The organism is Burkholderia sp. Bmkn7 (assembly GCF_041103175.1).
GTDB classification, from domain to species: Bacteria; Pseudomonadota; Gammaproteobacteria; order Burkholderiales; family Burkholderiaceae; genus Burkholderia; species Burkholderia cepacia.
Genome location: NZ_JBGCUH010000002.1, coordinates 3133888 through 3159330, shown reverse-complemented (window position 1 = coordinate 3159330; position 25443 = coordinate 3133888). Strand labels below are relative to the sequence as shown.

The 25443-nt window shown below is 64.7% G+C and carries 21 protein-coding genes; 18 read left to right on the top strand and 3 right to left on the bottom strand.

The window, feature by feature from the left end; all coding sequences use genetic code 11:
* Positions 1-45: 45 nt before the first annotated feature.
* Positions 46-336 (bottom strand): DUF3331 domain-containing protein, encoded by a 291-nt coding sequence (locus AB3K92_RS20050; RefSeq protein ID WP_021161446.1) that lies wholly within the window; start codon positions 334-336, stop codon positions 46-48.
* Between the two features lie 665 nt (positions 337-1001).
* On the opposite strand from AB3K92_RS20050, the gene AB3K92_RS20045 reads away from it, so the two are divergent.
* From AB3K92_RS20045 to AB3K92_RS20005, 9 genes are all read left to right on the top strand, one after another.
* Complete coding sequence (locus AB3K92_RS20045) at positions 1002-1766, top strand: SDR family oxidoreductase (protein ID WP_021161445.1); 765 nt, start codon at positions 1002-1004, stop codon at positions 1764-1766.
* Positions 1767-1809: 43 nt separating this feature from the next.
* Positions 1810-2652, top strand: coding sequence for an ureidoglycolate lyase (locus tag AB3K92_RS20040; protein WP_027789693.1), 843 nt, complete (start codon positions 1810-1812; stop codon positions 2650-2652).
* Between the two features lie 23 nt (positions 2653-2675).
* The gene (locus AB3K92_RS20035; protein ID WP_059677160.1) at positions 2676-3953 is read left to right on the top strand and encodes an L-fuconate dehydratase; all 1278 of its coding nucleotides are present in this window, start codon (positions 2676-2678) and stop codon (positions 3951-3953) included.
* Between the two features lie 59 nt (positions 3954-4012).
* Positions 4013-4789, top strand: coding sequence for an SDR family oxidoreductase (locus tag AB3K92_RS20030; RefSeq protein WP_369465683.1), 777 nt, complete (start codon positions 4013-4015; stop codon positions 4787-4789).
* Positions 4790-4801: 12 nt separating this feature from the next.
* Positions 4802-6340 (top strand): sugar ABC transporter ATP-binding protein, encoded by a 1539-nt coding sequence (locus AB3K92_RS20025; protein WP_369465682.1) that lies wholly within the window; start codon positions 4802-4804, stop codon positions 6338-6340.
* A gap of 31 nt (positions 6341-6371) precedes the next feature.
* A complete protein-coding gene (locus tag AB3K92_RS20020; protein ID WP_369465681.1) occupies positions 6372-7409 on the top strand; it encodes an ABC transporter permease in 1038 nt (345 codons plus the stop codon).
* A 100-nt stretch (positions 7410-7509) separates the two neighbouring features.
* Entirely contained in the window at positions 7510-8451 is a 942-nt protein-coding gene (locus tag AB3K92_RS20015; protein ID WP_021161439.1) for an ABC transporter substrate-binding protein, read from the top strand.
* A gap of 91 nt (positions 8452-8542) precedes the next feature.
* Complete coding sequence (locus AB3K92_RS20010; RefSeq protein ID WP_059489469.1) at positions 8543-9433, top strand: amidohydrolase; 891 nt, start codon at positions 8543-8545, stop codon at positions 9431-9433.
* Between the two features lie 68 nt (positions 9434-9501).
* Entirely contained in the window at positions 9502-10269 is a 768-nt protein-coding gene (locus AB3K92_RS20005) for a FadR/GntR family transcriptional regulator (RefSeq protein ID WP_048024861.1), read from the top strand.
* A 23-nt stretch (positions 10270-10292) separates the two neighbouring features.
* Here AB3K92_RS20005 and AB3K92_RS20000 read toward each other — a convergent pair whose 3' ends face one another.
* Together AB3K92_RS20000 and AB3K92_RS19995 are read right to left on the bottom strand one after the other, a co-directional pair.
* Positions 10293-11534, bottom strand: coding sequence for an NAD(P)/FAD-dependent oxidoreductase (locus tag AB3K92_RS20000; protein ID WP_369465680.1), 1242 nt, complete (start codon positions 11532-11534; stop codon positions 10293-10295).
* Positions 11535-11676: 142 nt separating this feature from the next.
* Positions 11677-13038: a hypothetical protein gene (locus tag AB3K92_RS19995; RefSeq protein ID WP_369465679.1), complete on the bottom strand. Its 1362-nt coding sequence runs from the start codon at positions 13036-13038 to the stop codon at positions 11677-11679.
* 523 nt (positions 13039-13561) lie between these two features.
* On the opposite strand from AB3K92_RS19995, the gene AB3K92_RS19990 reads away from it, so the two are divergent.
* The 9 genes from AB3K92_RS19990 (at position 13562) to AB3K92_RS19950 (ending at position 24984) form a co-directional block, all read left to right on the top strand.
* Positions 13562-14275, top strand: a complete 714-nt coding sequence (locus AB3K92_RS19990; protein WP_257249931.1) for a YfiR family protein — start codon at positions 13562-13564, stop codon at positions 14273-14275.
* Positions 14272-15540 (top strand): diguanylate cyclase, encoded by a 1269-nt coding sequence (locus AB3K92_RS19985; protein WP_059489460.1) that lies wholly within the window; start codon positions 14272-14274, stop codon positions 15538-15540. The genes AB3K92_RS19990 and AB3K92_RS19985 overlap by 4 nt, the downstream gene beginning before the upstream one ends.
* A gap of 85 nt (positions 15541-15625) precedes the next feature.
* Positions 15626-16135 carry an OmpA family protein gene (locus AB3K92_RS19980; RefSeq protein WP_048024871.1) on the top strand — a complete coding sequence of 170 codons (510 nt, stop codon included), beginning with the start codon at positions 15626-15628 and terminating at the stop codon, positions 16133-16135.
* Positions 16136-16535: 400 nt separating this feature from the next.
* Positions 16536-18674, top strand: a complete 2139-nt coding sequence (locus AB3K92_RS19975) for a type VI secretion system Vgr family protein (RefSeq protein ID WP_369465678.1) — start codon at positions 16536-16538, stop codon at positions 18672-18674.
* 17 nt (positions 18675-18691) lie between these two features.
* Positions 18692-19150, top strand: coding sequence for a DcrB-related protein (locus AB3K92_RS19970; protein ID WP_369465677.1), 459 nt, complete (start codon positions 18692-18694; stop codon positions 19148-19150).
* Positions 19147-23439 carry an RHS repeat-associated core domain-containing protein gene (locus AB3K92_RS19965; protein ID WP_369465676.1) on the top strand — a complete coding sequence of 1431 codons (4293 nt, stop codon included), beginning with the start codon at positions 19147-19149 and terminating at the stop codon, positions 23437-23439. Before AB3K92_RS19970 ends, AB3K92_RS19965 begins: the two co-directional genes overlap by 4 nt.
* The gene (locus AB3K92_RS19960; protein ID WP_369465675.1) at positions 23440-23706 is read left to right on the top strand and encodes a MafI family immunity protein; all 267 of its coding nucleotides are present in this window, start codon (positions 23440-23442) and stop codon (positions 23704-23706) included. It begins immediately after the preceding gene.
* 261 nt (positions 23707-23967) lie between these two features.
* Positions 23968-24582: a hypothetical protein gene (locus tag AB3K92_RS19955; RefSeq protein ID WP_369465674.1), complete on the top strand. Its 615-nt coding sequence runs from the start codon at positions 23968-23970 to the stop codon at positions 24580-24582.
* Between the two features lie 132 nt (positions 24583-24714).
* On the top strand, positions 24715-24984 hold the full coding sequence (locus tag AB3K92_RS19950; RefSeq protein ID WP_369465673.1) for a hypothetical protein: 270 nt from the start codon (positions 24715-24717) through the stop codon (positions 24982-24984).
* The last annotated feature ends 459 nt before the right edge of the window (positions 24985-25443 follow it).

The window sequence follows — 25443 nt, the reverse complement described above, 5'->3', positions numbered from 1 at the left end:
GCGCATCGTGTGGCACCGCATGTCGCGATGCGCGGCCGGCAGGATTTACCTGCCGCCGGCCAGCGCGAGCACTTCGGCGGCGGAGATCATCGCGGCCGCGTTCGCGGGCGCCGGGCGTTCGGCCGGGCGGAAGACTTCGTCGCCGCGCTGGATGACCTGGCGCGACAGCGCGCACGTGCCGGTGCGTTGCGCGAAGCGGCGGCGCCAGCGCTGTTCACCGTAGTGACAGCGGCCGGGCTCGACCCAGCGGACGACGAGCAGCGTATCGGAGCGTTCGAGAATTTCGACGTGGACGTCGGCGGGATCGAGCACAGGCAGGGATTTGGAGGCCTTCATTTTGCCGTTTCCTAAAGCTCGTGCGGTTCGGCCGTGGCAGTGGATGTCACTACCCGATGGCGAATCCGTAGCGGTTTCCATGAGTGGTGCGCTAAATGTAAGCGTCTGTGACCGGAAAAAACATCCTGTCTGGCTCAAATTACCTTTTGCCGATTTAGAAACAATCCACGCTTATTTTCTTGGAAAACCAAAGACAAAAACGCCCCGGACATGAAGTCCGGGGCGGGAAATCGGCCTGCGCGCCGTGTCTGCTCGCCCAGTCACGGAGCCCATCGCCGGGGGACGGAGATGCCCGCAGGGATCGAACGCGGGCGGGGAGGCGATGGACCGGTAGCGCAGTCCGGTACGTCATGATGGCGCGCGCATCCCGTTGAGACCCTGACGCGAACATGACTTTTTCGCCAGTTTGGCGCGGCGCCGCGCCGGGTGTGTCTGGATAAACGGCTGGACGGCCCGCCGGTATTGGGTGTGCGCGGATCCCGGGACGGGCGCCCGCGGGCCGTCGAATGCCGGACGCTTGCTCGACCGCCCGATTTCCACGCCCGGGTAAATACTGAATTCCGATTTCGTGACAAACGCAAAGTCGGCTCCTATGATTGGTTGGACCTTTGGTCCTTTGTGCCAATCGGCCGACGGGTGGCCGGTTTTTTTCGGGAGAGTCGCTCATGAGATTGCAGGGCAAACGCGCGCTGGTGACGGCGGCCGGGCAGGGTATCGGCCGCGCGACCGCGCTGCGGTTCGCGAGCGAGGGCGCCGATGTGCTGGCGACCGACATCAACGAAGCCGCGCTCGTGCGGCTCGAGGCCGACGCCGAACGCGCGGGCAGCCGGCTGGCCACGCGGCGGCTCGACGTCACCGATGCGCAGGACGTCGCGGCGCTTGCCGCGAACGAGCGCGCGTTCGACGTGCTGTTCAACTGCGCGGGCTATGTCCACCACGGCTCGATCCTCGACTGCGACGACGACGCATGGGCGTTCTCGCTGAACCTGAACGTCACGTCGATGTACCGCCTGATTCGCGCGCTGCTGCCCGCGATGCTCGAAGCGGGCGGCGCGTCGATCATCAACATGGCGTCGGCCGCGTCGAGCGTGAAGGGCGTGCCGAACCGCTTCGTCTACGGCACGACCAAGGCGGCCGTGATCGGCCTGACCAAGGCGGTGGCCGCCGATTTCGTCGAGCGCGGCATCCGCTGCAACGCGATCTGCCCGGGCACGATCGAATCGCCGTCGCTGGAGCAGCGGATCGCGGACCAGGCGCGCATGCGCGACGTGTCGGCCGACGAGGTGCGCCAGGCGTTCGTCGCGCGCCAGCCGATCGGCCGCATCGGCACCGCGGACGAAGTGGCCGCGCTCGCGCTGTACCTCGCGTCCGACGAGGCGTCGTTCACGACCGGCGCGATCCATTTGATCGACGGCGGCTGGTCGAACTGACCGCGCCTTTCTCCGTTCACTTTCCATTTCCGTTCAAGACGACATGAAACTGCTGAGATTTGGCGACAAACACCATGAAAAACCGGGTCTGCTCGATGCGCAGGGCCACATCCGCGACCTGTCGGGCGTGATCGACGATCTCGCCGGCGATGCGCTGGCGCCGGCCTCGCTCGCGCGGTTGCGCGACATTCCGCCGTCGTCGCTGCCGCGGGTCGAAGGCACGCCGCGGCTCGGCGCATGCGTCGGGCGCGTCGGCAAGTTCATCTGCATCGGGCTCAACTATTCCGACCACGCGGCCGAATCGGGGATGGAAGTGCCGAAGGAGCCCGTCGTGTTCGGCAAGTGGACGAGCGCGATCTCGGGGCCGAACGACGACGTCGAGATTCCGCGCGGCTCGGAGAAGACCGACTGGGAGGTCGAACTCGGCGTGGTGATCGGCCAGGGCGGTCGTTATATCGCGGAAGCCGACGCGCTGTCGCACGTGGCGGGCTACTGCGTCGTGAACGACGTGTCGGAGCGTGAATTCCAGCTCGAACGCGGCGGCACGTGGGACAAGGGCAAGGGCAACGACACGTTCGGGCCGCTCGGCCCGTGGCTCGTGACGGCCGACGAAGTGCCCGATCCGCATGCGCTGCGGCTATGGCTCGACGTCGACGGCCATCGCTACCAGAACGGCACGACCGCGACGATGGTGTTCCGCGTGCCGCACCTGATCAGCTACCTGAGCCGCTTCATGAGCCTGCAGCCGGGCGACGTGATCTCGACCGGCACGCCGCCGGGTGTCGGCCTCGGGCAGAAGCCGCCCGTCTATCTGCGCGCCGGGCAGGTGATCACGCTCGGTATCGACGGGCTCGGCGAGCAACGCCAGCGCACCGTGCAGGCCTGATTCCCTTTCGCGGACGATTCGTCATGCCTATCATTCGATCGATGCGCGTCCTCGACGTGCGCTTTCCGACCTCGCGCCAGCTCGACGGCTCCGATGCGATGAACCCGGACCCCGATTATTCGGCCGCGTACGTCGTGCTCGAAACCGACCGCGACGGGCTCGAAGGTCACGGCCTCACGTTCACCATCGGGCGCGGCAACGAGATCTGCTGCGCGGCGATCGACGCGATGCGTCACCTCGTCGTCGGCCTCGACCTCGACTGGATTCGCGCGGACATGGGCCGCTTCTGGCGGCACGTCACGTCGGACAGCCAGTTGCGCTGGATCGGCCCCGACAAGGGGGCGATCCATCTGGCGACGGGGGCCGTCGTCAACGCGGTGTGGGATCTGTGGGCGAAAGCCGAACGCAAGCCGTTATGGCGGCTCGTTGCCGACCTGAGCCCCGAGGAACTGGTGCGCACGATCGACTTCCGCTACCTGACGGACTGCCTGACGCCCGACGAAGCGCTCGACCTGCTGCGCAGGCAGGCGCCAGGCAAGGCCGAACGGATCGCGATTCTCGAGCGCGACGGCTACCCGTGCTACACGACGTCGGCCGGCTGGCTCGGCTACAGCGACGACAAGCTGCGGCGGCTGTGCCGCGAAGCCGTCGAAGCCGGGTTCGACCACGTGAAGCTGAAAGTCGGCGCGAACCTGGAGGACGATATCCGCCGCGTGACGATCGCGCGCGAAGTGATCGGCCCGGACCGCAAGCTGATGATCGACGCGAACCAGGTGTGGGAAGTGGACGAGGCGATCGACTGGGTGCGCGAGCTGGCGTTCGCGCGGCCGTGGTTCATCGAGGAGCCGACGAGCCCCGACGATGTCGAAGGGCATCGCACGATCCGCGAAGCGATCGCGCCCGTGCAGGTCGCGACCGGCGAGATGTGCCAGAACCGCGTCCTGTTCAAGCAGTTCATCGCGCGCGGTGCGATCGACGTCGTACAGATCGATGCGTGCCGGCTCGGCGGCGTGAACGAGATTCTCGCGGTGATGCTGATGGCCGCGAAGTACGGGCTGCCCGTCTGCCCGCATGCGGGCGGCGTCGGGTTGTGCGAATACGTGCAGCATCTGTCGATGATCGACTACGTGTGCATTTCCGGCACGAAGGAAGGGCGCGTGACGGAGTACGTCGATCACCTGCACGAGCATTTCGTCGAACCGTGCATCGTGCGCGGCGCGGCCTACATGCCGCCGACGGCGCCCGGTTTCTCGATCGAGATGAAACCCGAATCGCTGGAGCAGTACCGGTTCCGGGGCTGAGGCACGGCGCGCGCGACGCGCGTCGTGCGCGCCGACAACTTGAACGACGGAGACGCGAAGTGGATTTGAATCTGCAACACAAGGTCGTGATCGTGACCGGCGGCGCATCGGGCATCGGTGCCGCGATCTCGATGCGGCTTGCCGAAGAAGGCGCGATTCCGGTGGTGTTCGCGCGCCACGCGCCCGACGATGCGTTCTGGCGCGCACTCGTGCAGAAGCAGCCGCAGGCCGCATGCATGTCGGTCGAGCTGCGGGACGACGCACAGTGCCGCGACGCGGTTGCGCAGACCGTCGCGCGCTTCGGTCGTCTCGACGGCCTCGTCAACAACGCGGGCGTCAACGACGGCGTCGGGCTCGATGCCGGTCGCGATGCGTTCGTCGCGTCGCTCGAGCGCAACCTGATCCACTACTACGTGATGGCGCACTACTGCGTGCCGCACCTGAAGGCGACGCGCGGCGCGATCGTCAACGTCTCGTCGAAGACGGCCGTGACCGGCCAGGGCAACACGAGCGGCTATTGCGCGTCGAAGGGCGCGCAACTCGCGCTGACACGCGAATGGGCCGTCGCGTTGCGCGACGACGGCGTGCGCGTGAACGCGGTGATTCCGGCCGAGGTGATGACGCCGCTTTACCGCAACTGGCTCGCCGGTTTCGACGACCCCGACGCGAAGCTGGCGGGCATCGCCGGCAAGGTGCCGCTCGGCAAACGCTTCACGACGGCCGACGAGATCGCCGATACGGCCGTATTCCTGCTGTCGGCACGCGCATCGCACACGACGGGCCAGTGGCTGTTCGTCGACGGCGGTTATACGCATCTCGACCGTGCGATCAGCTGAGGGCCGCGCTCCATGCAACCCGACCCGAACCTGACTGCCGCGCCGCCGCTGATCGCCTTGACCGGCATCGGCAAGCGCTTCCCGGGCGTGCAGGCGCTCGACGATTGCCGTTTCGACCTGCGTGCCGGCGAAGTGCATGCGCTGATGGGCGAGAACGGCGCCGGCAAGTCGACGTTGATGAAGATCCTCGCGGGCGTGTACCAGCGCGACGGCGGCGAGATCCGGATGGACGGCCGTGCGGTGGAGATCGCCGATCCACGCGCCGCGCAGGCGCTCGGGATCGGCATCATCCATCAGGAACTGAACCTGATGAACCACCTGAGCGTCGCGCAGAACATCTTCATCGGCCGCGAGCCGCGCGGCCGCTTCGGCGTGTTCGTCGACGAAGACACGCTGAATCGCGATGCCGCCGCGATCTTCCGGCGGATGCGGCTCGATCTCGATCCGCGCACGCCGGTCGGCCGGCTGACGGTCGCGAAGCAGCAGATGGTCGAGATCGCGAAGGCACTGTCGTTCGACTCGCGCGTGCTGATCATGGACGAGCCGACCGCCGCGCTCAACAACGCGGAGATCGCCGAGCTGTTCCGCATCATCCGCGACCTGCGCGCGCACGGCGTCGGCATCGTCTACATCTCGCACAAGATGGACGAGCTGCGCCAGATCGCCGATCGCGTGACCGTGATGCGCGACGGCAAGTACGTCGCGACCGTGCCGATGGCGGATACGTCGATGGACGCGATCATCGCGATGATGGTCGGCCGCCAGCTCGCGACGGAATTCCGCACGCCGCCCGATACGTTCGCGAACGACGTCGCGCTCGAAGTGCGCGGGCTGTCGCGCGGCCGTGCGATCCGCGACGTCGGTTTCACGCTGCGGCGCGGCGAGATCCTCGGCTTCGCTGGGCTGATGGGCGCGGGCCGCACCGAGGTCGCGCGCGCGGTGTTCGGCGCCGACCCGATCGACGCGGGCGAGATCCGCGTGCACGGCAAGACCGTGACGATCCGCACGCCGGCCGATGCGGTGAAGCACGGCATCGGCTATCTGTCCGAGGATCGCAAGCACTTCGGGCTCGCGGTCGGGATGGACGTGCAGAACAACATCGCCATGTCGAGCATGCGTCGCTTCGTGCACCGTGGCGTGTTTCTCGACGCGCGCGCGATGCGCGATACCGCACACGCGTATGTGCGGCAGCTCGCGATCCGCACGCCGTCGGTCGCGCAGCCCGCACGCCTTTTGTCGGGCGGCAACCAGCAGAAGATCGTGATCGCGAAGTGGCTGCTGCGCGACTGCGACATCCTGTTCTTCGACGAGCCGACGCGCGGCATCGACGTCGGCGCGAAGAGCGAGATCTACAAGCTGCTCGACGCGCTGGCCGCCGACGGCAAGGCGATCGTGATGATCTCGTCGGAACTGCCGGAGGTGCTGCGCATGAGCCACCGGATTCTCGTGATGTGCGAGGGGCGCGTGACCGGCGAGCTGCGCGCGGCCGACGCCACGCAGGAAAAGATCATGCAGCTCGCGACGCAGCGCGAGTCGACCGTGTTGTCCTGATTCAGACGCCGATCCATACGCCTATCCGATCATGTCCAACGATACGCATCCTGTCCCGCCCCTCGCGTCCGGCGATACGCCTGCCGGCGCATCGAGCCTGAAGTCGCGCTTCTTCAACCCTGCCGCGCGCCAGAAGCTGCTCGCGTTCGCGAGCCTCGTGCTGCTGATCGTGTTCTTCAGCTTCGCGTCACCGAACTTCCTCGAAGTCGACAACCTCGTCACGATCCTGCAGGCCACCGCCGTGAACGGCGTGCTTGCGGTCGCGTGTACCTACGTGATCATCACGTCGGGCATCGACCTGTCGGTCGGCACGCTGATGACGTTCTGCGCGGTGATGGCCGGCGTCGTGCTGACGAAGTGGGGCATGCCGCTGCCGCTCGGGATCCTGGCGGCGCTGTTTTTCGGCGCGCTGTCGGGTTGCGTATCGGGCTTCGTGATCGCGAAGATGAAGGTGCCGCCGTTCATCGCGACGCTCGGCATGATGATGCTGCTCAAGGGGCTGTCGCTCGTGATCTCGGGCACGCGGCCGATCTACTTCAACGACACGCCGGGCTTCATGTCGATCGCGCAGGATTCGCTGATCGGCAACCTCATTCCGGCGCTGCCGATTCCGAATGCGGTGCTGATCCTGTTCCTCGTCGCGATCGGCGCGTCGATCGTGCTGAACCGCACGATCTTCGGTCGTTACACGTTCGCGCTCGGCAGCAACGAGGAGGCGCTGCGGCTGTCCGGCGTGAACGTCGACGCGTGGAAGATCGCGGTGTACACGTTCAGCGGCGCGGTGTGCGGGATCGCCGGGCTGCTGATCGCGTCGCGGCTGAACTCCGCGCAGCCGGCGCTCGGGCAGGGCTACGAGCTCGATGCGATCGCGGCCGTCGTGATCGGCGGCACGTCGCTGTCGGGCGGCGCGGGCAGCATCGTCGGCACCATCATCGGCGCGTTCATCATGAGCGTGCTGACCAACGGCCTGCGCATCATGTCGGTCGCGCAGGAATGGCAGACGGTCGTGACGGGCGTGATCATCATCCTGGCCGTCTACGTCGACATCCTGCGCCGGCGGCGCCGCTGATGCACGCAGGCACGCAGGCATCCACGCAGGCATGTGCTTCACCGCCGGTTCCGGCCGGCGTTCCAGTCGTTCCAGTCGATACGAAAAAAGGAGACGCGAAGTGATCAGGAGCAAGGTGTTGAACGCGATCGTCGGGCTGACGTTCGCCGTCGGCGTCACGGCCGGTGCGCACGCGCAGGAAGCCTACATCCCGCTGATCTCGAAGGGCTTCCAGCATCAGTTCTGGCAGGCCGTGAAATCGGGCGCGACGCAGGCCGCGAAGGACTACAAGGTGAAGGTGACGTTCGAAGGGCCCGAAACCGAGGCGATGGTCGACAAGCAGATCGACATGCTGTCGGCCGCGATCGCGAAGAAGCCGGCCGCGCTCGGCTTCGCGGCGCTCGACAGCAAGGCCGCGTTGCCGCTGCTGAAGAAGGCGCAGGCCGAGAAGATCCCGGTGATCGCATTCGACTCGGGCGTCGACAGCGACATCCCGGTGACGACGGCCGCGACCAACAACAAGGCCGCCGCCGCGCTGGCCGCCGACAAGCTCGCCGCGCTGATCGGCGACGAGGGCGAAGTGGCCGTGGTCGCGCACGACCAGACGAGCCGCACCGGCATCGACCGCCGCGACGGTTTTCTCGAGCGGATGAAAGCGGCGCACCCGAAGGTGCAGGTCGTGACCGTGCAGTACGGCGAAGGCGACCAGCTGAAGTCGACCGAGGTGACGAAGTCGATCCTGCAGGGGTACCCGAAGCTCAAGGGGCTGTTCGGCACCAACGAAGGCTCGGCGATCGGCGTGGTCAACGGCGTGCGTGAAATGAAGCGCAAGGTCGTGATCGTCGGCTACGATTCGGGCAAGCAGCAGAAGGACGCGATCCGCAGCGGGCTGATGGCCGGCGCGATCACGCAGAACCCGATCGGGATCGGCTACAAGACGGTCGAGGCGGCCGTGAAGGCGATCAAGGGCGAGAAGCTGCCGAAGGTCATCGATACCGGTTTCTACTGGTACGACAAGACCAATATCGACGATCCGAAGATCGCGGCGGTGCTGTACGACTGAACGCCGTGCCACGGCGCCGCCGTGCGCGGCGCGTAGCATGTGCGGCGGCGCGGCGGCGCGCGCGGCCGCCTGAGCAGAACACGAGGACACCATGGGCGCAGTGCGTATCGACTCCCATCAGCACTTCTGGCGTTATCGCGCGGCCGACTATCCGTGGATCGGCCCCGGCATGGAGGTGCTCGCGCGCGACTACCTGCCCGACGCGTTGCGGCCGCTGATGCATGCGCAGGCGCTCGGCGCGTCGATCGCGGTGCAGGCGCGCGCCGGGCGCGACGAGACCGCGTTCCTGCTCGATCTCGCCCGCGACGATACGCACATCGCGGCGGTGGTCGGCTGGGAGGATCTCGCCGCGCCGCAGCTTGCCGAGCGCGTCGCCGAATGGCGCAGCCCGAAGCTGCGCGGCTTCCGGCACCAGGTGCAGGACGAAGCCGACGCCGGCGCGTTCGTCGCCGATCCCGGCTTCAACCGCGGCATCGCGTGGCTGCAGGCGAACGGTTACGTGTACGACGTGCTCGTGTTCGAGCGCCAGTTGCCGGACGTGCAGGCGTTCTGCGCACGGCACGACGCTCACTGGCTCGTGCTCGATCACGCCGGCAAGCCCGCGCTGGCCGAATTCGAGCGCGACGAATCGGCGCTCGCGCGCTGGCGCGCCGCGTTGCGCGAGCTGGGCGCGCTGCCGCACGTCGCGTGCAAGCTGTCGGGGCTCGTGACGGAAGCGGACTGGAAGCGCGGCCTGCGCGGGAAGGACGTCCGGCATATCGAGCAGTGCCTCGACGCGGCGCTCGACGCGTTCGGCCCGCAGCGGCTGATGTTCGGGTCGGACTGGCCGGTGTGCCTGCTGGCCGCGTCGTATGACGAAGTCGCATCGATCGTCGAGCGCTGGGCCGAATCGCGGCTGTCGGCGGCCGAGCGCAGCGCGCTGTGGGGCGGGACGGCGGCGCGTTGTTACGCGGTGCCGGGCGATGCGAAGCGCGGCATATAAAATAGGCGCGAACGGCCCGTGCGCTTCGCCGGGCCGTCCGCAATGCAACCGATCACCAGCATCAACGTATGTCCATCCAGCCGATCCAGAACCGCCGCCTGTACCAGCAGATCGCCGACAAGCTCAGTGCGATGATCGAGTCCGGCGATTTTCCGCCGGGCAGTTACCTGCCGCCTGAGCGCGAACTGGCCGAACAGTTCGGCGTGTCGCGCACGTCGGTGCGTGAAGCGCTGATCGCGCTCGAAGTGAGCGGGCTCGTCAGCGTGCGCGTCGGCGACGGCGTGAAGGTGCGCCACCCCGAAACGGCCGCCGTACCCGAACCCACGCCCGGCCTGGCAGGGAAGGCCGCGCCGTTCACGGTCATCGAGATCGATCCCGAACTCGGCATCGCACTCGATCTCGATACCGAAATCCCGCCGTTCGCGCTGTTGCAGGCACGCCGGCTGATCGAGCCGGAAGCCGCGTCGCTTGCCGCGAAGCACGGCTCCGACGAGCAGATCGAAGGCATCCACGAGGCGTTCCTGCGCAACCAGGAAGACAACCGCAGCGGCTCGCTCACGCATCCGGGCGACAGGCTGTTTCATATCCGCATCGCGGAAGCGAGCGACAACGCCGCGTATGCGCTGATGATCAAGCAGCTGCTCGCGCACAAGTACGACCTGATGTTCCAGCGGCTGCAGTCGCTGTACATGCCGAACGACATGCCGCACCGATCGGAACTGGAACACCGCGCGATCCTCGATGCGATCCGTGCGCGCGACCCGGACGCCGCGCGCCGTGCGATGGCCGAGCATCTCGACGAAGTGATCCGCATCTTCGGGCGCGCGCTCGACTGAGCGCGCGTCGACGCGCTGCCAGGTCAGAAGCGATCCGCGCGATACGGCGCCGGATCGGTGAACGGCGCTTCGCCCGTTATCATCTCGGCCAGCAGGCGGCCCGTGACGGGGCCGAGCGTCAGCCCGTGATGGTTGTGCCCGAACGCGAACCACAGCCCGCGATGCGCGGGCGCGGGGCCGATCACCGGGCGCATGTCGGGCGTGCACGGCCGGAAGCCGAGCCACGGTTGCGGGTCGAGCCGCTCGCCGAAACCGAACACGGGGCGCGCGACGCGTTCCGCGCGTTCCAGCTGCACGCCCGTTGGCGGAAGCCCGCGCCGCGCGATCTCGACGCCGGTCGTCAGCCGCAGCCCGCGCTTCATCGGTGCGATCACGTAGCCGTATTCGCGATCGACGATCGGCGCCGACGGCACGCCGCGCGCGGACGGCGCGTAATGCATGTGATAGCCGCGCTTCTCGCGCAGCGGGATCTTGTAGCCGAACTTGCCGAACACCGTGTCGGACCACGGGCCGAGCGCGACGACGACAGCCGGCGCGGCGGCCGTGCCGTCCTGCGTGTTCACTTGCCAGCCGGGCGAGAGTGCGTCGAGGCTCGCGGCGTCGCCGGTCAGCAGCGTGCCGCCGCCTTGCACGAACAGATGCGCATACGCTTTGACGAGTGCGGCTGGATCGACGACGCTTTTCGGATCGAGCCAGTGCAACGCGCCGCAGAAGCCGGGGGCGAGGCTCGGTTCGTGCGCGAGCAGCGCGGCGGCATCGAGCGGCGTGATGCCGAGCCCGTGGCGGCGCGCGGTGAGGCCGGCCTCGGCCACGCCGCGTTCGAATGCGGCGGGCGTGCGGAACGCTTCCAGCCAGCCGTTCGCGCGGATCAGTTCGCCGGCACCGGCCCGAGCGATCAGCGCGTCGTGCTCGACGAGGCAGCGCTCGATCAGCGGCAGCATGTCGCGTGAAGCTGCCGCGTGGCGCAGCGGCGCCGATTCCCACCAGAAACGCGCGAGCCACGGCGCGAACGCGGGCAGCGACGCGCTGTGCCAGTAGAGATCGGTCGAGCGGTTCAGCGCGTAGCGCATCAGCGTGAACGGGCTGCGCGGGAACGGATACGGCTCGACCGACGAGCGCTCGATCAGCCCCGCGTTGCCGAAGCTCGTGCCTTCGCCGGGCGCACCGCGATCGACGAGGGCGACCTTGCGTCCGCGATCCTGCAGGTGCAGTGCGACGGAGACGCCGACGATGCCGGCGCCGAGAACGATGACGTCGAAGTCCATCTGTGGTGGTGAGTGACGGTTAGCCGGGCGAGCGCGAGATCGTGGCGGTTGTTTCGCCCGAACGGGAATTCGTTCGAACTGCAAGCATACTCGCGACGGCGCGGGGCGTGTTGCGGGCGGCGAGTTGTCGGCCGCTCGCGCGTCAGATCTCGATTCCGTGTTCCAGGAGCCGGGTGCGCAGTTCCTCGCGATGATCGCGTGCAACCCTCGCCAGCAGGCGTGTTGCTTGCGGCGTGTCGAGCATCGCGCGCTGCGCCGCGCCGGGGCGCGTCCACATCGAGACGGGATTGCGCAGCCACGTTTGCAGGTCGCGCGTCAGCGCGTCGTCCGGATCGTCCGATTGCTCATTGCGTGCGGCAATCAGCACGATGCACACGAGACTGTCCCACTGATCCCGTGAGCAGATCGCACGTGCGGCATGGCGATCGCCGTATCGCTCGAGCACCTGTTCGATTTGCGCGAGCGAGACGAATGCGCCTTGCTCGCACAGGCGCACCGCGGTTTTGCGAATCCTGCGGGCGGGGTCCAGCAGCGCGCGCGCGGCCACCTCGTCCCGGATCGATGGCGACAACCGAGCCAGCAGCACGAGTGCGTGTGCACGAACCGGGCTGCGCGCATCCGTCGAGAACCGCTCCATCGTCGCTATTGCGGCGGGCGCACGCAGTTCGGCGAGCAACGACAGCGCCGCGCGAACCCGAGTACCGGACAACGAGCCCGTATCGAGCAGCGCAACGCAGCGGTCCGCGACATTCCGGCCGAGTTCGGTGAGCAACTGGGCCGCCGCGGCGCGCAAGCTGCCTTGCGAATCGAGCGTTGACCGCCACAGGAACGCCTCGGCGCCGTCGTCGATGCCCTGGTCGATCACGTGAACGAGTGCGGCGCGGCGAACCGGGCCGAACGGGGAGTCGGCCGCGAGATCGATGCAGCGCATGCGATCGCTTGCCGGCACGTCGTCGAGCATCGCCACCGCACGTCGGGCGAGCACGATGTCGCCGGAGGTCAGGCCGTGCGTGACCAGTTCGGCAGCCGGCAGGATCCGGTGATCGAATGCCACGAGGCAGGCGACGCGCCGCAGCCGGAAGTCCGGGGCGTGCATCGCGTCGACGATCGTATCGACGCCGCCTGCCTGCACCAGCCGCTGTTCGAATGCGTGCAGCCATGGGCCGTGATCTTCGCGCGTGGCCGACGTGAGCTGGCGCAACGACGGAAGCAGGGCGGCGAAGTGCGCGGCCGGCACGGTCGCGAGCAGTGTGACGAGTGCGTTCGTCGCGGCGCGCCGCACTTCGGGCACCCAGTCGTTGATGCGTGCGGCGATCGGTTCGAGCAGTGCGCTGTCGCCAAGCTCGACCGCTCGGGCGATCGCCGCTTCGCGAACATAGCCCGAGTAATGACCGATCGCCTGCGTGAGCAGCGCAACGTCGCGGCTCGCGGCGACCTTCTGCAGCGCGTCGGCGAGCGGCATCGCCTGGCCTTGCTGCAAGTAGACCGTGTGCGCGGGCGCCATGGATGGTGGCCGCGCGCCGAAAATCCTGGCGATGAGGTTCATTGGAATCAGCGAGGTGAGATGGCGTGCAGTTTCGTCGTAGGAATCGACGGTGCCGGCCATTCTACGTCAGTGGCTTTCTCGGCAGCGGGCCGTCACCGGATGCGACGGACCGCGTTCGAGGGAATGCGCGGCCGCGTGCATCGGGTGGTCGCCACGCCATTGCGAACGGCGCATCGCAAGACATCCTGCCGCGATCGATCCGTTCGTACCGAGGCAATCCAAGATGCAACCGGTGCGCCAATCCGCCGATCAATACTGCGGCGCCGACGCTGAATCGAAGACGATGTTCACATTCACGCGCGGCGTCGCGAGCAGGCCGCATTCAGCGCGCTTGCTCCCCCTTCCCAGCGGGTGTTTCCCACTGGTGGATCACGCGGATTTTTACCTAAGATGAAGCAATCGTGCGCGTGATACGGTGCCTGCTCGCGCACGGAGGGAGGCGGGAGGCAGCGCCGGAGCGACGCCAGCGGATGTTGCCATCATGGATGCGAAAGTGTGCGCGGCGGCTGCCGGTTTTGCGACGGCAACGACGCCAACGTGCGCGGCGGCGATCGCCGCGCGGAAGACGGGCCGGCCCGGCCGTACCGCTCCACTGCGCCACGCACTTCTCGCAATCGTTTGCGTTCTGGGAGCGGCGCCGGCCGTGCTCGCGGGGGTACCCGCCGACGGGGACGGTCCGTCCGACACCATGCACATTGCCGCCGCCGCAAGCCCTGCCGATTCCGCGGCGACGCCCGATCGCGCCGTTTCGTCACACGACTCCGCCGTGCGCCAGGTGGTACTCGGCATCGTCAGCTTCACGCGCTGGCCGACCATGCCCGTGCGCCTGCACCTGTGCGTCACCGGCCGCCCCGACTACGCGCGCGGCTTGACCGATACGCTGCAGGCCGGCTCGACGCTGCTCGACGTGCAGCACGTCCGCTTCGACGATCCGTCGCTCGGCATCGCGTGCGACGTCGTGTATCTAGGCACCTTGAACAACGACGAGAGAACGCGCGTCAGGCGCGCGCTGGCCGGCCATCCCGTCCTGACGATCGCGGAGCACGATCCGTCCTGCACCGCGGGCGGCATGTTCTGTCTCAATGTCGATGGCGAGCGCGTGTCGTTCGACATCAATCTCGATGCGGTGGCGCGCAGCGGCGTGCGCGTGCACCCGAACGTGCTGAATCTCGCACGACGGCCGGGGGCGCCATGATGCGGCCGTTGCTCCACCTCCCCCCTTCGCGCATGCCGCGCCCCACGCTGCAAAGCGTGCTGCGCCGCGCGCACCTGCGCCTCGCGTTCGTCGCCGTCGCGATGGCGGCCGTATCGTTGATCGTCGTCGCCGTGATCGCGTTGCGTGCGTATGCCGGCAACAACCTGAACCTGCTGGCCCGCTCGCTCGGTTATACGGTCGAGGCGGCGCTCGTGTTCGGCGATCGCGTCGCGGCGAACGAGGCGATCGGAATGATAGCGAGCGAGGAAGACGTCGCGCAGGTCGTCGTCACCGACAGCAACGGCCAGCCGTTCGCGACGTGGCAGTTGCCAGCCGGCAACGGGATCGCGCGGCTCGAGCGCATCGTGGCCGACGTCGCGCTGCCCGGGCCCGTCGCGGTGCCGGTCGTGCATGACGGCATCGTCGTCGGGAAGGTCGTCGTGCGCGGCCGCGGGCACCAGTTCTTCGGCTTCCTGCTCGGCGGCATCGGCGGCATTCTCGGCTGCCTGGCCGTCAGCGTGTTCGGCGCGTATGTGAGCTCGAAACGCCTGCTGCGCAACATCGTCGCGCCGCTGCGTGCGCTCGCCGGCGTCGCGCACGCAGTGCGGCGCGAACGGGCATTCGCACGGCGCGTCGAGCCGGCGGCGATCGCGGAACTGAACGAGCTCGGCGACGACTTCAATGCGCTGCTCGACGAATTCGAAGACTGGCAGAACACGCTGCGCGACGAAAACGCGTCGCTCGAACACAAGGCGACGCACGATGCGCTTACCGGGCTGCCCAATCGCGTGCAGTTCGAGTCGCGCCTGGCGCGCGCGCTCGGCGACGCGAATGCGACGGGCCAGCGGGTCGCGATCCTGTATCTCGACTGCGATCGCTTCAAGGAGATCAACGATTGTCTCGGTCACGATGCCGGCGACGCGGTGCTGATCGGCGTCGCGTCGCGGCTGCGCACGCAGGTGCGCGAGACCGATCTGGTCGCCCGCCTCGGCGGCGACGAATTTGCGGTGATGCTGGCGGCGGTGCCCGAAGCGGGCAGCGTGTGCCGGATCGCCGACGAGATCTTGTCCGGCATGGCGCCGTCGATCGAGCTGTCCGACGGCCGCATGGTGGCCACCATGATGAGTGCCGGCGTAGCGCTGTATCCCGACCACGCATCGGACGCGAGCGGTTTGCTGCGCGCGGCGGATGCAGCGATGTACCGGGCCAAGCGCGCCCGGCCAGGCTCGTGGCAGCTGGCCGAAGGTGTCGCGGGACCGGTTTGATCGATTGCTTCGCGCTGCGGGCGAGGCCGCAGCCGCGGATGACAACAAGCGCGCCCGGCGCGGGCGCACTCGAAGGGGATGCGACATGAACCACTCGTTTCCGGTGGGCATCGGGCGTACGTGCGTCTGGGGCGCGCTGCTGCTGTGCATGGCGCTGGGCGGCTGCAAGACGCCACCGCTTCATCGCGGGCTGACGCAGACGCAGGTCACGGCGCTCAAGTCGGCCGGTTTCCAGGAAACCCAGCAGGGTTTCGAATTCGGCTCGACCGGGCCGATCCTGTTCGATTTCGATCGCTACAACCTCAAGCCCGATGTGCGGCGGATCGTCGAGCGGATCGGGCGCACGCTCCATTCGGCCGGGATCAACGGGGTGCGGGTCTACGGTTATACGGACGAAGAGGGCGTGGACGACTACGACGTCGAGTTGTCGCGTCGGCGTGCCGAGGTGGTGGCGATCGAGCTCGTCGATCTCGGGCTGGACCCGAAGCGCATCGCGGTCGTCGGGAAAGGCAAGCTCGACCCGGTGGGCGACAACCGGACACCGGCGGGCCGCGCGCAGAACCGGCGGGCGGCGATCGTGGTCTCGCCGCGGTGAGGTTTCGCTTCGGCGGGGCGGCGCGGCGCGTGCCGCGGAATCCCGGGTGTTTGCTCCCCGCGAGCAGCCGATCGTCATGCCCCTGACATGCTGACGTGGCGCATTACCGGGTGAAGCAGTCTTCGACGCCCGGATGGCGTTGCTCGACGCATTCGAGCCCGGGGCTTTCATGTGCCCGGACGAAATCGCCCCGCCGGCACCTTGAGTACTTCCTCACCATGGGGGCGCCGAGGGCGATCCTGCCCCGGAATCCCGCTGTCAGCCTGGTTTGCCGGTTTTCGGGGCGCGAGCGTAAACGTTTGCGAGTGGCTTCCGCGCTGTCGGAATTTGTCCTACATTATCGGGGCTTCGGGCCGGCCAGCCGGCCTACGGAACCTGAGATCATACGCAAGGAACAAGAATGAGTTTCGCTCCGAACGGGGGTATTCCCAATGGTTTGGGCGGCGGCGGGCTGGGCTCGTTGAGCGCGCTCGGCGGCCTGGCCGGCCCGGTTGCGTCGAGTGTCGCCGGCAGCCTCGGGCCGCTCGCGGGGCTGGCCGGCCACGTCGACACCGTCCAGCGCGCGATGCAGCTCGCGCAGACCGGCTTCTCGCTGATGGACAAGACGCCCGGCGCGATCGCCGAGGCGATCAACGGCGCCGCCAACCCGGCGCGCCTGACCCAGCTCAATCGCTACGTGACGCTCGATACGCCGCTCGGCCCGGATGTGCTGCTGGTCAGCGCCGCCGTCGTCGACGAGCACGTGAACCGGTTGCCCGAGATCCACCTCGACCTGCTGTCCCATCGCCACGACCTTCGCCCGGAAGACCTGATCGGCCAGCAGGTCAAGATCCGGTTCGACCAGCAGGCGCGCCTGTCGACGCTCGAGCGTGTCGTCGCATCGGGTACCGGCGACAACGATCGTTACTTCGACGGCTACGTTGCGTCGTTCGACCGCGCGGGCAACCCCGGGAACGTCACGCAGTATCACCTGACGGCGGTGCCGTGGTTCTGGTTCCTGACGCGCTCGACCGACTGCCGGATCTTCCAGAACAAGACCGCGCAGGACATCCTCACCGAGATCTTCCAGGAGCACGGGTTTTCCGACTTCGTGTTCGATATCCGGACGAGCCAGAAGCCGCTCGAGTATGTCGTGATGTACCAGGAGAGCTACTACAACTTCTGCGCGCGGCTGATGGAGCAGGAGGGGCTCGTCTGGACGCACCGCTACGAGAAGGACAAGCACATCCTGGTGATCGGCGATTCGAACCTGCTGTTCCGCCCGATCGACGGGCTCGCCACGGTGCCGTTCGCGGCCACCGAGGCGAGTGAGGACAGCGGGATCGATCAGTTGCACGAAGGCCGGCGCTTCGGCGTCGGCAAGGTCACGTTCCGCGACTTCAACCACCAGAACCCGTCGTCGCCGCTGATGCTGGTGGAAGCCGGGCCGCAGAACCTCAAGCATGCGCGGCTCGACGCGACCGAGCGGTTCGAGCACCAGTCGCTGTACGACCACGGCGACGACGGCAACCGTTACGCCCGTTTTGCGATGGAGGCCGAGGAGGCGCAGGCCCACCGCTATACCGGCGGCGGCTACGCGTGGCGCATGACCACGGCGGGCGCGGTCACCGTGGCGAATCACCCGGTGCTCGAGAACAACCAGGAATACGTGATCCTGCACGTGCGTCACGAGGCGGTGAACGACTACACGCAGCACAGCGCGAAGCTGCCGTATCGCAACAGCTTCGCGCTGCTGCCGAAGAAGGTGCCGTATCGCGCGCCGCGCAGCACGCCGAAGCCGGTGATTCACGGCACGCAGTCGGCGATCGTCGTCGGGCCGAAGGGCGAGGAAATCTATACCAACGGCAGCGCGGTGAAGGTGCATTTTCCGTGGGACCGGCGCGGCAAGAAGGACGGATCCGATTCGATGTGGGTGCGCGTGTCGCAACCGTGGGCCGGCGACGGCTGGGGTGCGGCGGCGATTCCGCGGATCAAGCAGGAAGTGCTCGTCGCGTTCAACCAGGGCGATCCGGACAACCCGGTGATCGTCGGCCGTGTGTTCAACGGCGAGCAAGGCAACCCGTATCACGGCGCGGCCGGCCAGACGATGGGGATCAAGAGCCAGACGCACAAGGGGCAGGGGTCGAACGAGATCCGCATGACCGACACGAACGGCATGCAGGAGTTCTTCATGCACGCGCAGAAGGACATGAACACCATCGTCGAGAACAACGAGACGCACAAGGTGCTGGGGCCGATGCGTACCGTGCTGGTGGCCACCGGCAGCGAAGAGAAGCAGATTCCGCAGGGCAACCTGACCGAGACGATCGCCGAGAAGCGCAGCACGACCGCGACCACCGTCGAGGTGACGACGCCGGCCAAGGACGGGGGCGGCGGCACGCAGGTGTACATGGCCGAGCGAGGCATCCTGCTGAAGGTGATGGACAGCTCGATCTCGCTCGCGCCGGAAGGCATTCGCCTCGAACACAAGGGCTCCGTGATCCTGATGACCGACGACGGCGTGATGGTCAACGGCAAGCGCATCGATCTCAACAAATAAAACGAACGAAACCAGCCATGCACTACGCAATTCACGAAGGCACCTTCGAACTGCCGGACGCGGCGCTTGATCGCACGGTCAACATCCTGATGATGAACGCCGGCCCCGGCGGCCTCAATCTCGTGATCGCTCGCGGGCGCTTGCGTGACGGGGAGAATCTCGACGCGTTCGTCGCGCGCGAATGGGAAGTGGCGTCGCGCGATGCCAGGATGCTGACCGAGAAAGCACGCCGGCCCGTGACGGTGGCGGGTCGTGCGGGCATCCAGATCGACTCCACACACGAACGGGACGGCCGGCTCTGGCATCAGGTGCAGACCATGTTTCCGTCGGACGACGCCGGCCGCGTGCTGGTGATGACGCTGACCAGCGCGGCACCGCTGACCGAAGAACAGCAGGCGGTCGCCGACCGCATGCTGGCCAGTTTCCAGCCGCGCGCGGCGCGACCGACCCTGCTCGGGCCGGGTGACGCGTCGTGAGCGCGGAAAACTTCGCGGCCGCTCGCTTCGAAGATCCGATCCAGCACACGTCGTTTCTGGGTGAGCTGGTCGGTACGGTCGGGTCGGTCGTCGGCGGCGCCATCGTCGGGGCATTGGTGGCGGAGGCGATGGAGGGGCTGATATTCGCCGGCCTCGCCGCGCTCGAGATCGGCACGGCCGGGCTGGCGACGCCGCTCGTGATCGCGATTGGCGTCGGCGTGGCCGTTGGCTCGGGCGCGCTGATGGAAGCGAGCGGGATGAACGAAGCCATCGACGACGGCGCGAAGGCGCTGGCCAATTCGATGGTGCCGCCCGAGATCAAGGGCAAGATCGCGAGCGGATCGGGGAACGTCTACGTCAACAACAAGAAGGCGGCGCGGGCGGCGAAGCCGGGCGATCTCGATACCGTTGCGTGTACCGATCATCCCGGGCCGCAGATGATTGCCGATGGGTCGGGGAGTGTTTACATCAACGATCAACCGGCCGCGCGGGTCGGGGACAAGACCACGTGCGACGGGACGATTGCCGAAGGTTCGGACAACGTTTTCATCGGCGGCGGCACGCAGCGGGTGAGGGACGTGAAGTCGGCTACCCGGCTCGGATGGCTGGGGGCGGCGCTGGGTATTGCGCTCGCAGTTTGCGGGCGCGGGAAGATGAGCTGGGGGCAGTTCCTGAAGAGCAAGGTGCCGTGTCTTGCGGTGAATTTTGCGGCGGGTGCGTTCGGTACCTGGCTGGGTAGCCTGGCGCGGCCGTCGGCAGGGCATCCGGTCAACGTCATTACCGGCAGCAAGGTTCTCGACGGCACGGACGATACCGACTTCGTACTGCCCGGGCCGTTGCCGATCGTGTGGCAGCGTTTCTATAGCAGCCTCGATGATCGTGCCGACAGCCTGTTCGGGACGGGATGGAGCGTGCCGATCAGCGTCGAACTGCGGCTCGCGCGTGAACACGGCGAGGTTCAGTCGATCACTTACTGGGACGAGCAGGGGCGCGATATCGTGTTCCCGGCCGTGTCGCCGGGTGAGAGTCACTTCAGCGTGCCTGAAGGCATTTACCTGATCTGCACCGAGGGTGGCCACTATGTGGTCGAGACGGTCGATGGTGTGTATCGCGATTTCGGTCGTGCCCGGAGCGATGCGGGTAACGAAACGCTCAAGCTGTGGCGTCTCGAGGATCGCAACGGCAACTGGATCGAGGTGGAGCAGGAAGCGGCCGGTGAGGTCGTGCGGCCGGCACGGCTGCATGACAGCGCTGGTCGCGTATTGGCGTTCGCCTACGACAAGTCGCACGCCCGACGCATTGCCGCGATCGAGCTGACCCGTGGTGTGGACGGTGAGCAACCCGATACGCTGGTGCGTTACGCGTACAACGATGCTGGCGAACTGGTTGCCGTTACCGACCGCAGCGGCTATATCGCGCGACGTTTCGCGTACGAGCGTGGACTGATGGTTCAGCACACGTTGCGTGGCGGCTTGCAGTGTTTCTATGCGTGGGAGGGTGTCGGGCGTGATGCACGTGTCGTGCGCCACTGGACCAACGACGGCGAAGCGTACACGTTCAATGCGGACCTCGCCGGGCGCACGGTGACGATCACCGACCAGATCGGCCGCGTGACGCAGTGGACGTGGAACGAGGATCAGCAGCCGACGAGTCATACGGATGCCGAAGGTCATGTGTGGCAACTCGAATGGAACGCGATGCGGCAGTTGGTCAGTACGACCGATCCGGCAGGGAACACGACCCGCTTCGAATATGACGAGCGCGGGCGGCAGACGCAGCGCATCGATGCACTGGGCCAGGTCGAGCGCACCGAGTGGAACGGGCACTACGATCTGCCCGTCGCGGAAACCGATCCGGCCAACGCGCGCTGGATTTACCGCTACGACGATCGCGGCAACCTGACGATGACGCGCGATCCGGCGGGCTTCTCGACAGAGTATCACCGGGATGAACGCGGGTTGGTACACACGATCCGCGATGCGCGCGGTGGTTACAAGTTCCTCGAATGGAACGGCCGCGCGCAGTTGACCTCGTACACGGATTGTTCCGGGAAGATCACGCGGTTTGCATACGATGCGCGGGGTGCGCTTGCGCGCGTGACCGACGCGATGGGCCAGTCCACCGTCTATGAAACGGATGCGATGGGACGCGTCACGGGGATCGGAACGGCTGACGGCGCGCGCCAGATGTTTCGATACGATGCAGCCGGGCGGCTCGTTGAAGTTGTCGATGCGAACCAGCGCAGCACGCGTTATGAACTTAATCCGCGCGGATTGCTGATAGCACGCACGGATGCGGCTGATCGTGTCGTGCGATTCGGGTACGACGATGCGTTCCGGTTGGCGAGTTTGACCAACGAGAATCGCGAGACGTATCGCTTCCAGTATGACCGTCGCGATCTGGTTTCTGCGCAGATCGGCCTCGATGGTCACAAGCGTACGTACGAATATGACGTGTGCGGCCAAGGCACGAGTGTCCGGGATGGACAGATCGAGACGCGATACGAGCGCGACGCGATCGGTCGACTGACGGCGAAGCAAGCCGCGCATGAGCGGTGTGAATATCTGTACGACAAGGCGAGCCGAATCACATCCGCCGAGTTGTACACGCTGGCTGCTCGCGGCCCGTCGCTGAAGAATCGGGTCAGCTTGAAATACGGTGCTCGCGGTGAGGTCGTCGAGGAATACACACCGACGGGCTGGCTCGCGCATACCTATGATGAACTCGGCAATCGCGTCAGCACCACGATCTCCGGCGAGCGCACGATCGACTGGCTGCATTACGGGTCGGGACATGTGCACCAGATTCGCGTTGACGGTGCTGCGGTCGCCGACATCGAACGGGACGATCTGCATCGCGAGGTGCTGCGAACGCAGGGCAAGCTGACCAGTCATTTCGGATACGACGCGGTAGGCCGTCGCGCGCGGCACGCTGCGCAGCGGGGCCATGCGGCTGATGACCTGCTTGCGAAGCAGTGGCAATACGATGCAGCGGGCGATGTGATCCAGAAGCGCGATCAGCGTTATGGGACGACGAACTACCGGTATGACCCGACGGGGCGCATTGAACAGGCGGCGGGGCCGGGATTACCGTCGGAGGTGTTTCGCTGGGATGCGGCGGCTAACCTGGTGTCGAGCGATCATCCGGGTGGCTACGTCGAGCACAACCGGCTCAAGATGTTCGAGGACAAGCGTTTCGAGTATGACGTTTATGGTCGGCTGGTTCGCAAGGTGAGTGGTCATGGGCCTGCCAAGGAACTGATTCTTGAGTACGACGATTGGAACCAGTTGAAGACCGTCGTGACGAAGGATCGGCTTGGGATCTCGACGACGCATTTTGAATACGACGCGTTTGGTCGGCGGATTCGGAAGCTCAACGGCAGTTACGCGAGTACGGATTTCCTGTGGGATGGCATGCGGCTTGTGCAGGAGACGTATCACGACCGTCAGGGCGAGGAAGCGCTGACGTATTTGTATGAGGCTAATAGCTATGTGCCGCTTGCGCGAATCGATCAGGGCAAGCCGGCGGCTAACGATGCTGATGCGAGGGATGCGGTTTACTATTTCCACAATGATGTGTCGGGGTTGCCGGAGGAACTGACCAATGCCGATGGCGAACTGACCTGGCAGGCTCGCTACAAGATGTGGGGGAGCGCGGTCCGGGAGGATTGGATCGTGCGGGAGTCACAGCGGCCAATTCCGGCATGGGGTGAAGTGCAGGGGACCGCATCTGGACCGAGTTCCGTGCCGCGGCCGCAGAACCTGCGTTTCCAGGGGCAATATCTAGATCGAGAGACGGGGCTACATTACAACCTGTTCCGATACTACGATCCTGACGTTGGACGTTATATTAGTCCGGACCCGATCGGTCTGGCAGGTGGGGTTAATCTATATCAATATGCCAATGGCAATCCGATAAGCTGGATTGATCCACTTGGATTGTTTGGATGTGATCCAAAAGCACGTAAACATATCCTTTATGGTGATAGTCCTACGAGTGGCGGGCATATGTGGCCCGGTAATCCCGGGAAAACCGTATTTCCAGAATCGTGGGATGCAACAAAGATTATTTCTGAGGTTGACGGCGTTGTTAATTCTCCGAACACCAAATGGTACGCCCAGACAGGAACCGGCGGGGCTCTAACAAAGGCGGGAGAGCCGGCCACGTGGGTGTCTTGGGAAGTGAGAGATGGTGTGCGAATTCGCACTGTTTATCAGCCTGCTGTTGGCCGAATCGTGACAGCATTCCCGGACAATGAACCTATTCCGATTTTACCGGAGGCGAAATAAATGGAAGATTTGGAGAGATTGAGGGTGCTTGGAGAGGGGTTTAATGGTCGTCTTTCCGAAAATGAAATAAGATTTGCGTTAGGATATATCGATTTCAATGAGGCGCCCTTGGCTCTGGATACACTGTGTAATTATATTTGCGAACATGATATTGGTGTTTCGATGGATGAGTATGGCGAGATCATATTTTTGAATGGAAATTTAGGGTCTCCTCTCGGGAGGAAAATTCTTTCCTATTTGAAGAGCTTAATTCCTGGCGATCAATGACAACAGGTAGCTGGGGTCTGAGTGTGAGCATTGAATAAGTTGATCTTGCAGGCTGCTACAAGATTTGGAACAGTTCGATGCAAAAAGAATGGATGGCATCGATACGGTCGCCGGAATTGGTTGTGCGGTAATTAGGTCGTCGGCGGGGAAAAACTGGGAAATTTGGACCGAAGCTGGCAATGTAGATATAGGTGAGGTGCCTGGGGGCGTGATATTTCGTACGATGCACTATTCCATGGCTGAAATTCTGAGGTGTGCAAGGTGAGTGCGGAGTTAAGGAAGATTTTTGAAAAAAGATTGCAGGAAGTTCTCAAGGAAAAGGTCGCTGAGAGTGGTGCTAAGGTGTCAAAGGGGGAAATTCTTGTCGGTCGAGAAGGTGTGGGTAACGGGCGAATTGGATTCAGATTCCTGAAGAATGCAAATGGCTACATTCTTTCCGCTGCTGCCGATTCGCCTGATCTTCAGGATTTTTTTAAAAAAAATAATCCCCCGTATAAGCCGAGGATACCTACGGGGTTGGTGCTCGCGATGAATACATCCATGGAGAGAGTAAAGTCATTCTCTCCGAATCCCGGTGGTGCAGTTGACTTGCCGCAGAACGAGATGGAAGTCGAATCAACGTGTCGATGGATGTGCGAAAAAGTGACAGGTATTTATTTGCCTAGGGTCATAAATGCGATGGAGGTTGGGGCTCGATTGATTTGGGATGTAATGGAAAATCCAAACTATTATTCCTATCCACTTTTGACCATTGTTTTTGCGGCGAAAAGAAATGGTGTCGAATTGGGTGGGCTGGATGTTGATTATTTATTGGGAAGTAGGGTGTCAGGAAGTAAGTCGTTTGATGAGGGTGTTATAAAAGAATATTGTAGGTAATTATATGCATGAGCGACCTGGAATCGAGCGAGGCAGCGTTGCTTTCCTTATTTTTCGAGCTCGTGTGGGTTTTGATGATTTTTTAACGGTTGACATTTCGTGTCGAATGAAGATGGGCGGATCGATCTATTCATGAAAAGAGAGTATTTTCGCTCTAGGACGGAGTTTCCGTGTGGTTTCGGAGAGATTTTTACGGAATTTGTCAATGGTGTTGCGGCACGTCAGATCAGCTGTCCTGATAGTGGAAAGGTCTACGCGTCTTCATCCTTACAGGATTGGAATCCTGATATGGGATTTTTGCTCTTTGATGGAGTGAGGGGTGATCTTAATCTTTCGTTAAAAGACGAAATTAAACAAGAAGATTTTGAGCGGGCTTGGAATGCCGCCATAGGCAGCCAGTAGGTTACGTTTGAAGACAGTGACGGAGGTGCATTGAGATTTCATGCGGCTTGAAATTAAACTCTCGGAGAGCATCCGTCGAATACTCAAGCAGCTAGCATGCAGACTGTTGATCCACTGATTTCCCATGGCCAAATATTGGTTCGATCTAGGTCGTACGATGAAGGTATGAGTCAATGACGAGCCCGAAACGTAGATCACGGGCAGTGCTGCATACAAATTACCTCAATCTTGATACGCTTCCAGACGTTGCCTTTGGCGCAAGGGCCTACTTGCAGGTGGTGGGCAAATTCGAGAGGAACGAACTCGCCGCACGGTGCGCCGGAAAGCGATGTCTCTTCGAGATGATCCTTGGAGATGCGCGAAAGACAAACCGTAGCGGGGAAGTGCGACAGCTAATTCGGATTCGATTCTTCCTCGGATCTACTGGGCCAGATGCGCCGGAGCTTCAAGAGCCGGAAT

Excerpts from the sequence above, each read along its gene's own strand:
- AB3K92_RS19990 (WP_257249931.1), top strand. The coding sequence starts at position 13,562 with ATGGATGCGAAAGTGTGCGCGGCGGCTGCCGGTTTTGCGACGGCAACG.
- AB3K92_RS20010 (WP_059489469.1), top strand. The coding sequence starts at position 8,543 with ATGGGCGCAGTGCGTATCGACTCCCATCAGCACTTCTGGCGTTATCGC.
- AB3K92_RS19980 (WP_048024871.1), top strand. The coding sequence starts at position 15,626 with ATGAACCACTCGTTTCCGGTGGGCATCGGGCGTACGTGCGTCTGGGGC.
- AB3K92_RS19960 (WP_369465675.1), top strand. The coding sequence starts at position 23,440 with ATGGAAGATTTGGAGAGATTGAGGGTGCTTGGAGAGGGGTTTAATGGT.
- AB3K92_RS20005 (WP_048024861.1), top strand. The coding sequence starts at position 9,502 with ATGTCCATCCAGCCGATCCAGAACCGCCGCCTGTACCAGCAGATCGCC.
- AB3K92_RS20000 (WP_369465680.1), bottom strand. The coding sequence starts at position 11,534 with ATGGACTTCGACGTCATCGTTCTCGGCGCCGGCATCGTCGGCGTCTCC.
- AB3K92_RS19995 (WP_369465679.1), bottom strand. The coding sequence starts at position 13,038 with ATGGCGCCCGCGCACACGGTCTACTTGCAGCAAGGCCAGGCGATGCCG.
- AB3K92_RS19950 (WP_369465673.1), top strand. The coding sequence starts at position 24,715 with ATGAAAAGAGAGTATTTTCGCTCTAGGACGGAGTTTCCGTGTGGTTTC.
- AB3K92_RS20020 (WP_369465681.1), top strand. The coding sequence starts at position 6,372 with ATGTCCAACGATACGCATCCTGTCCCGCCCCTCGCGTCCGGCGATACG.
- AB3K92_RS20045 (WP_021161445.1), top strand. The coding sequence starts at position 1,002 with ATGAGATTGCAGGGCAAACGCGCGCTGGTGACGGCGGCCGGGCAGGGT.
- AB3K92_RS20050 (WP_021161446.1), bottom strand. The coding sequence starts at position 336 with ATGAAGGCCTCCAAATCCCTGCCTGTGCTCGATCCCGCCGACGTCCAC.
- AB3K92_RS19985 (WP_059489460.1), top strand. The coding sequence starts at position 14,272 with ATGATGCGGCCGTTGCTCCACCTCCCCCCTTCGCGCATGCCGCGCCCC.
- AB3K92_RS19970 (WP_369465677.1), top strand. The coding sequence starts at position 18,692 with ATGCACTACGCAATTCACGAAGGCACCTTCGAACTGCCGGACGCGGCG.
- AB3K92_RS20035 (WP_059677160.1), top strand. The coding sequence starts at position 2,676 with ATGCCTATCATTCGATCGATGCGCGTCCTCGACGTGCGCTTTCCGACC.
- AB3K92_RS19975 (WP_369465678.1), top strand. The coding sequence starts at position 16,536 with ATGAGTTTCGCTCCGAACGGGGGTATTCCCAATGGTTTGGGCGGCGGC.
- AB3K92_RS20040 (WP_027789693.1), top strand. The coding sequence starts at position 1,810 with ATGAAACTGCTGAGATTTGGCGACAAACACCATGAAAAACCGGGTCTG.
- AB3K92_RS20025 (WP_369465682.1), top strand. The coding sequence starts at position 4,802 with ATGCAACCCGACCCGAACCTGACTGCCGCGCCGCCGCTGATCGCCTTG.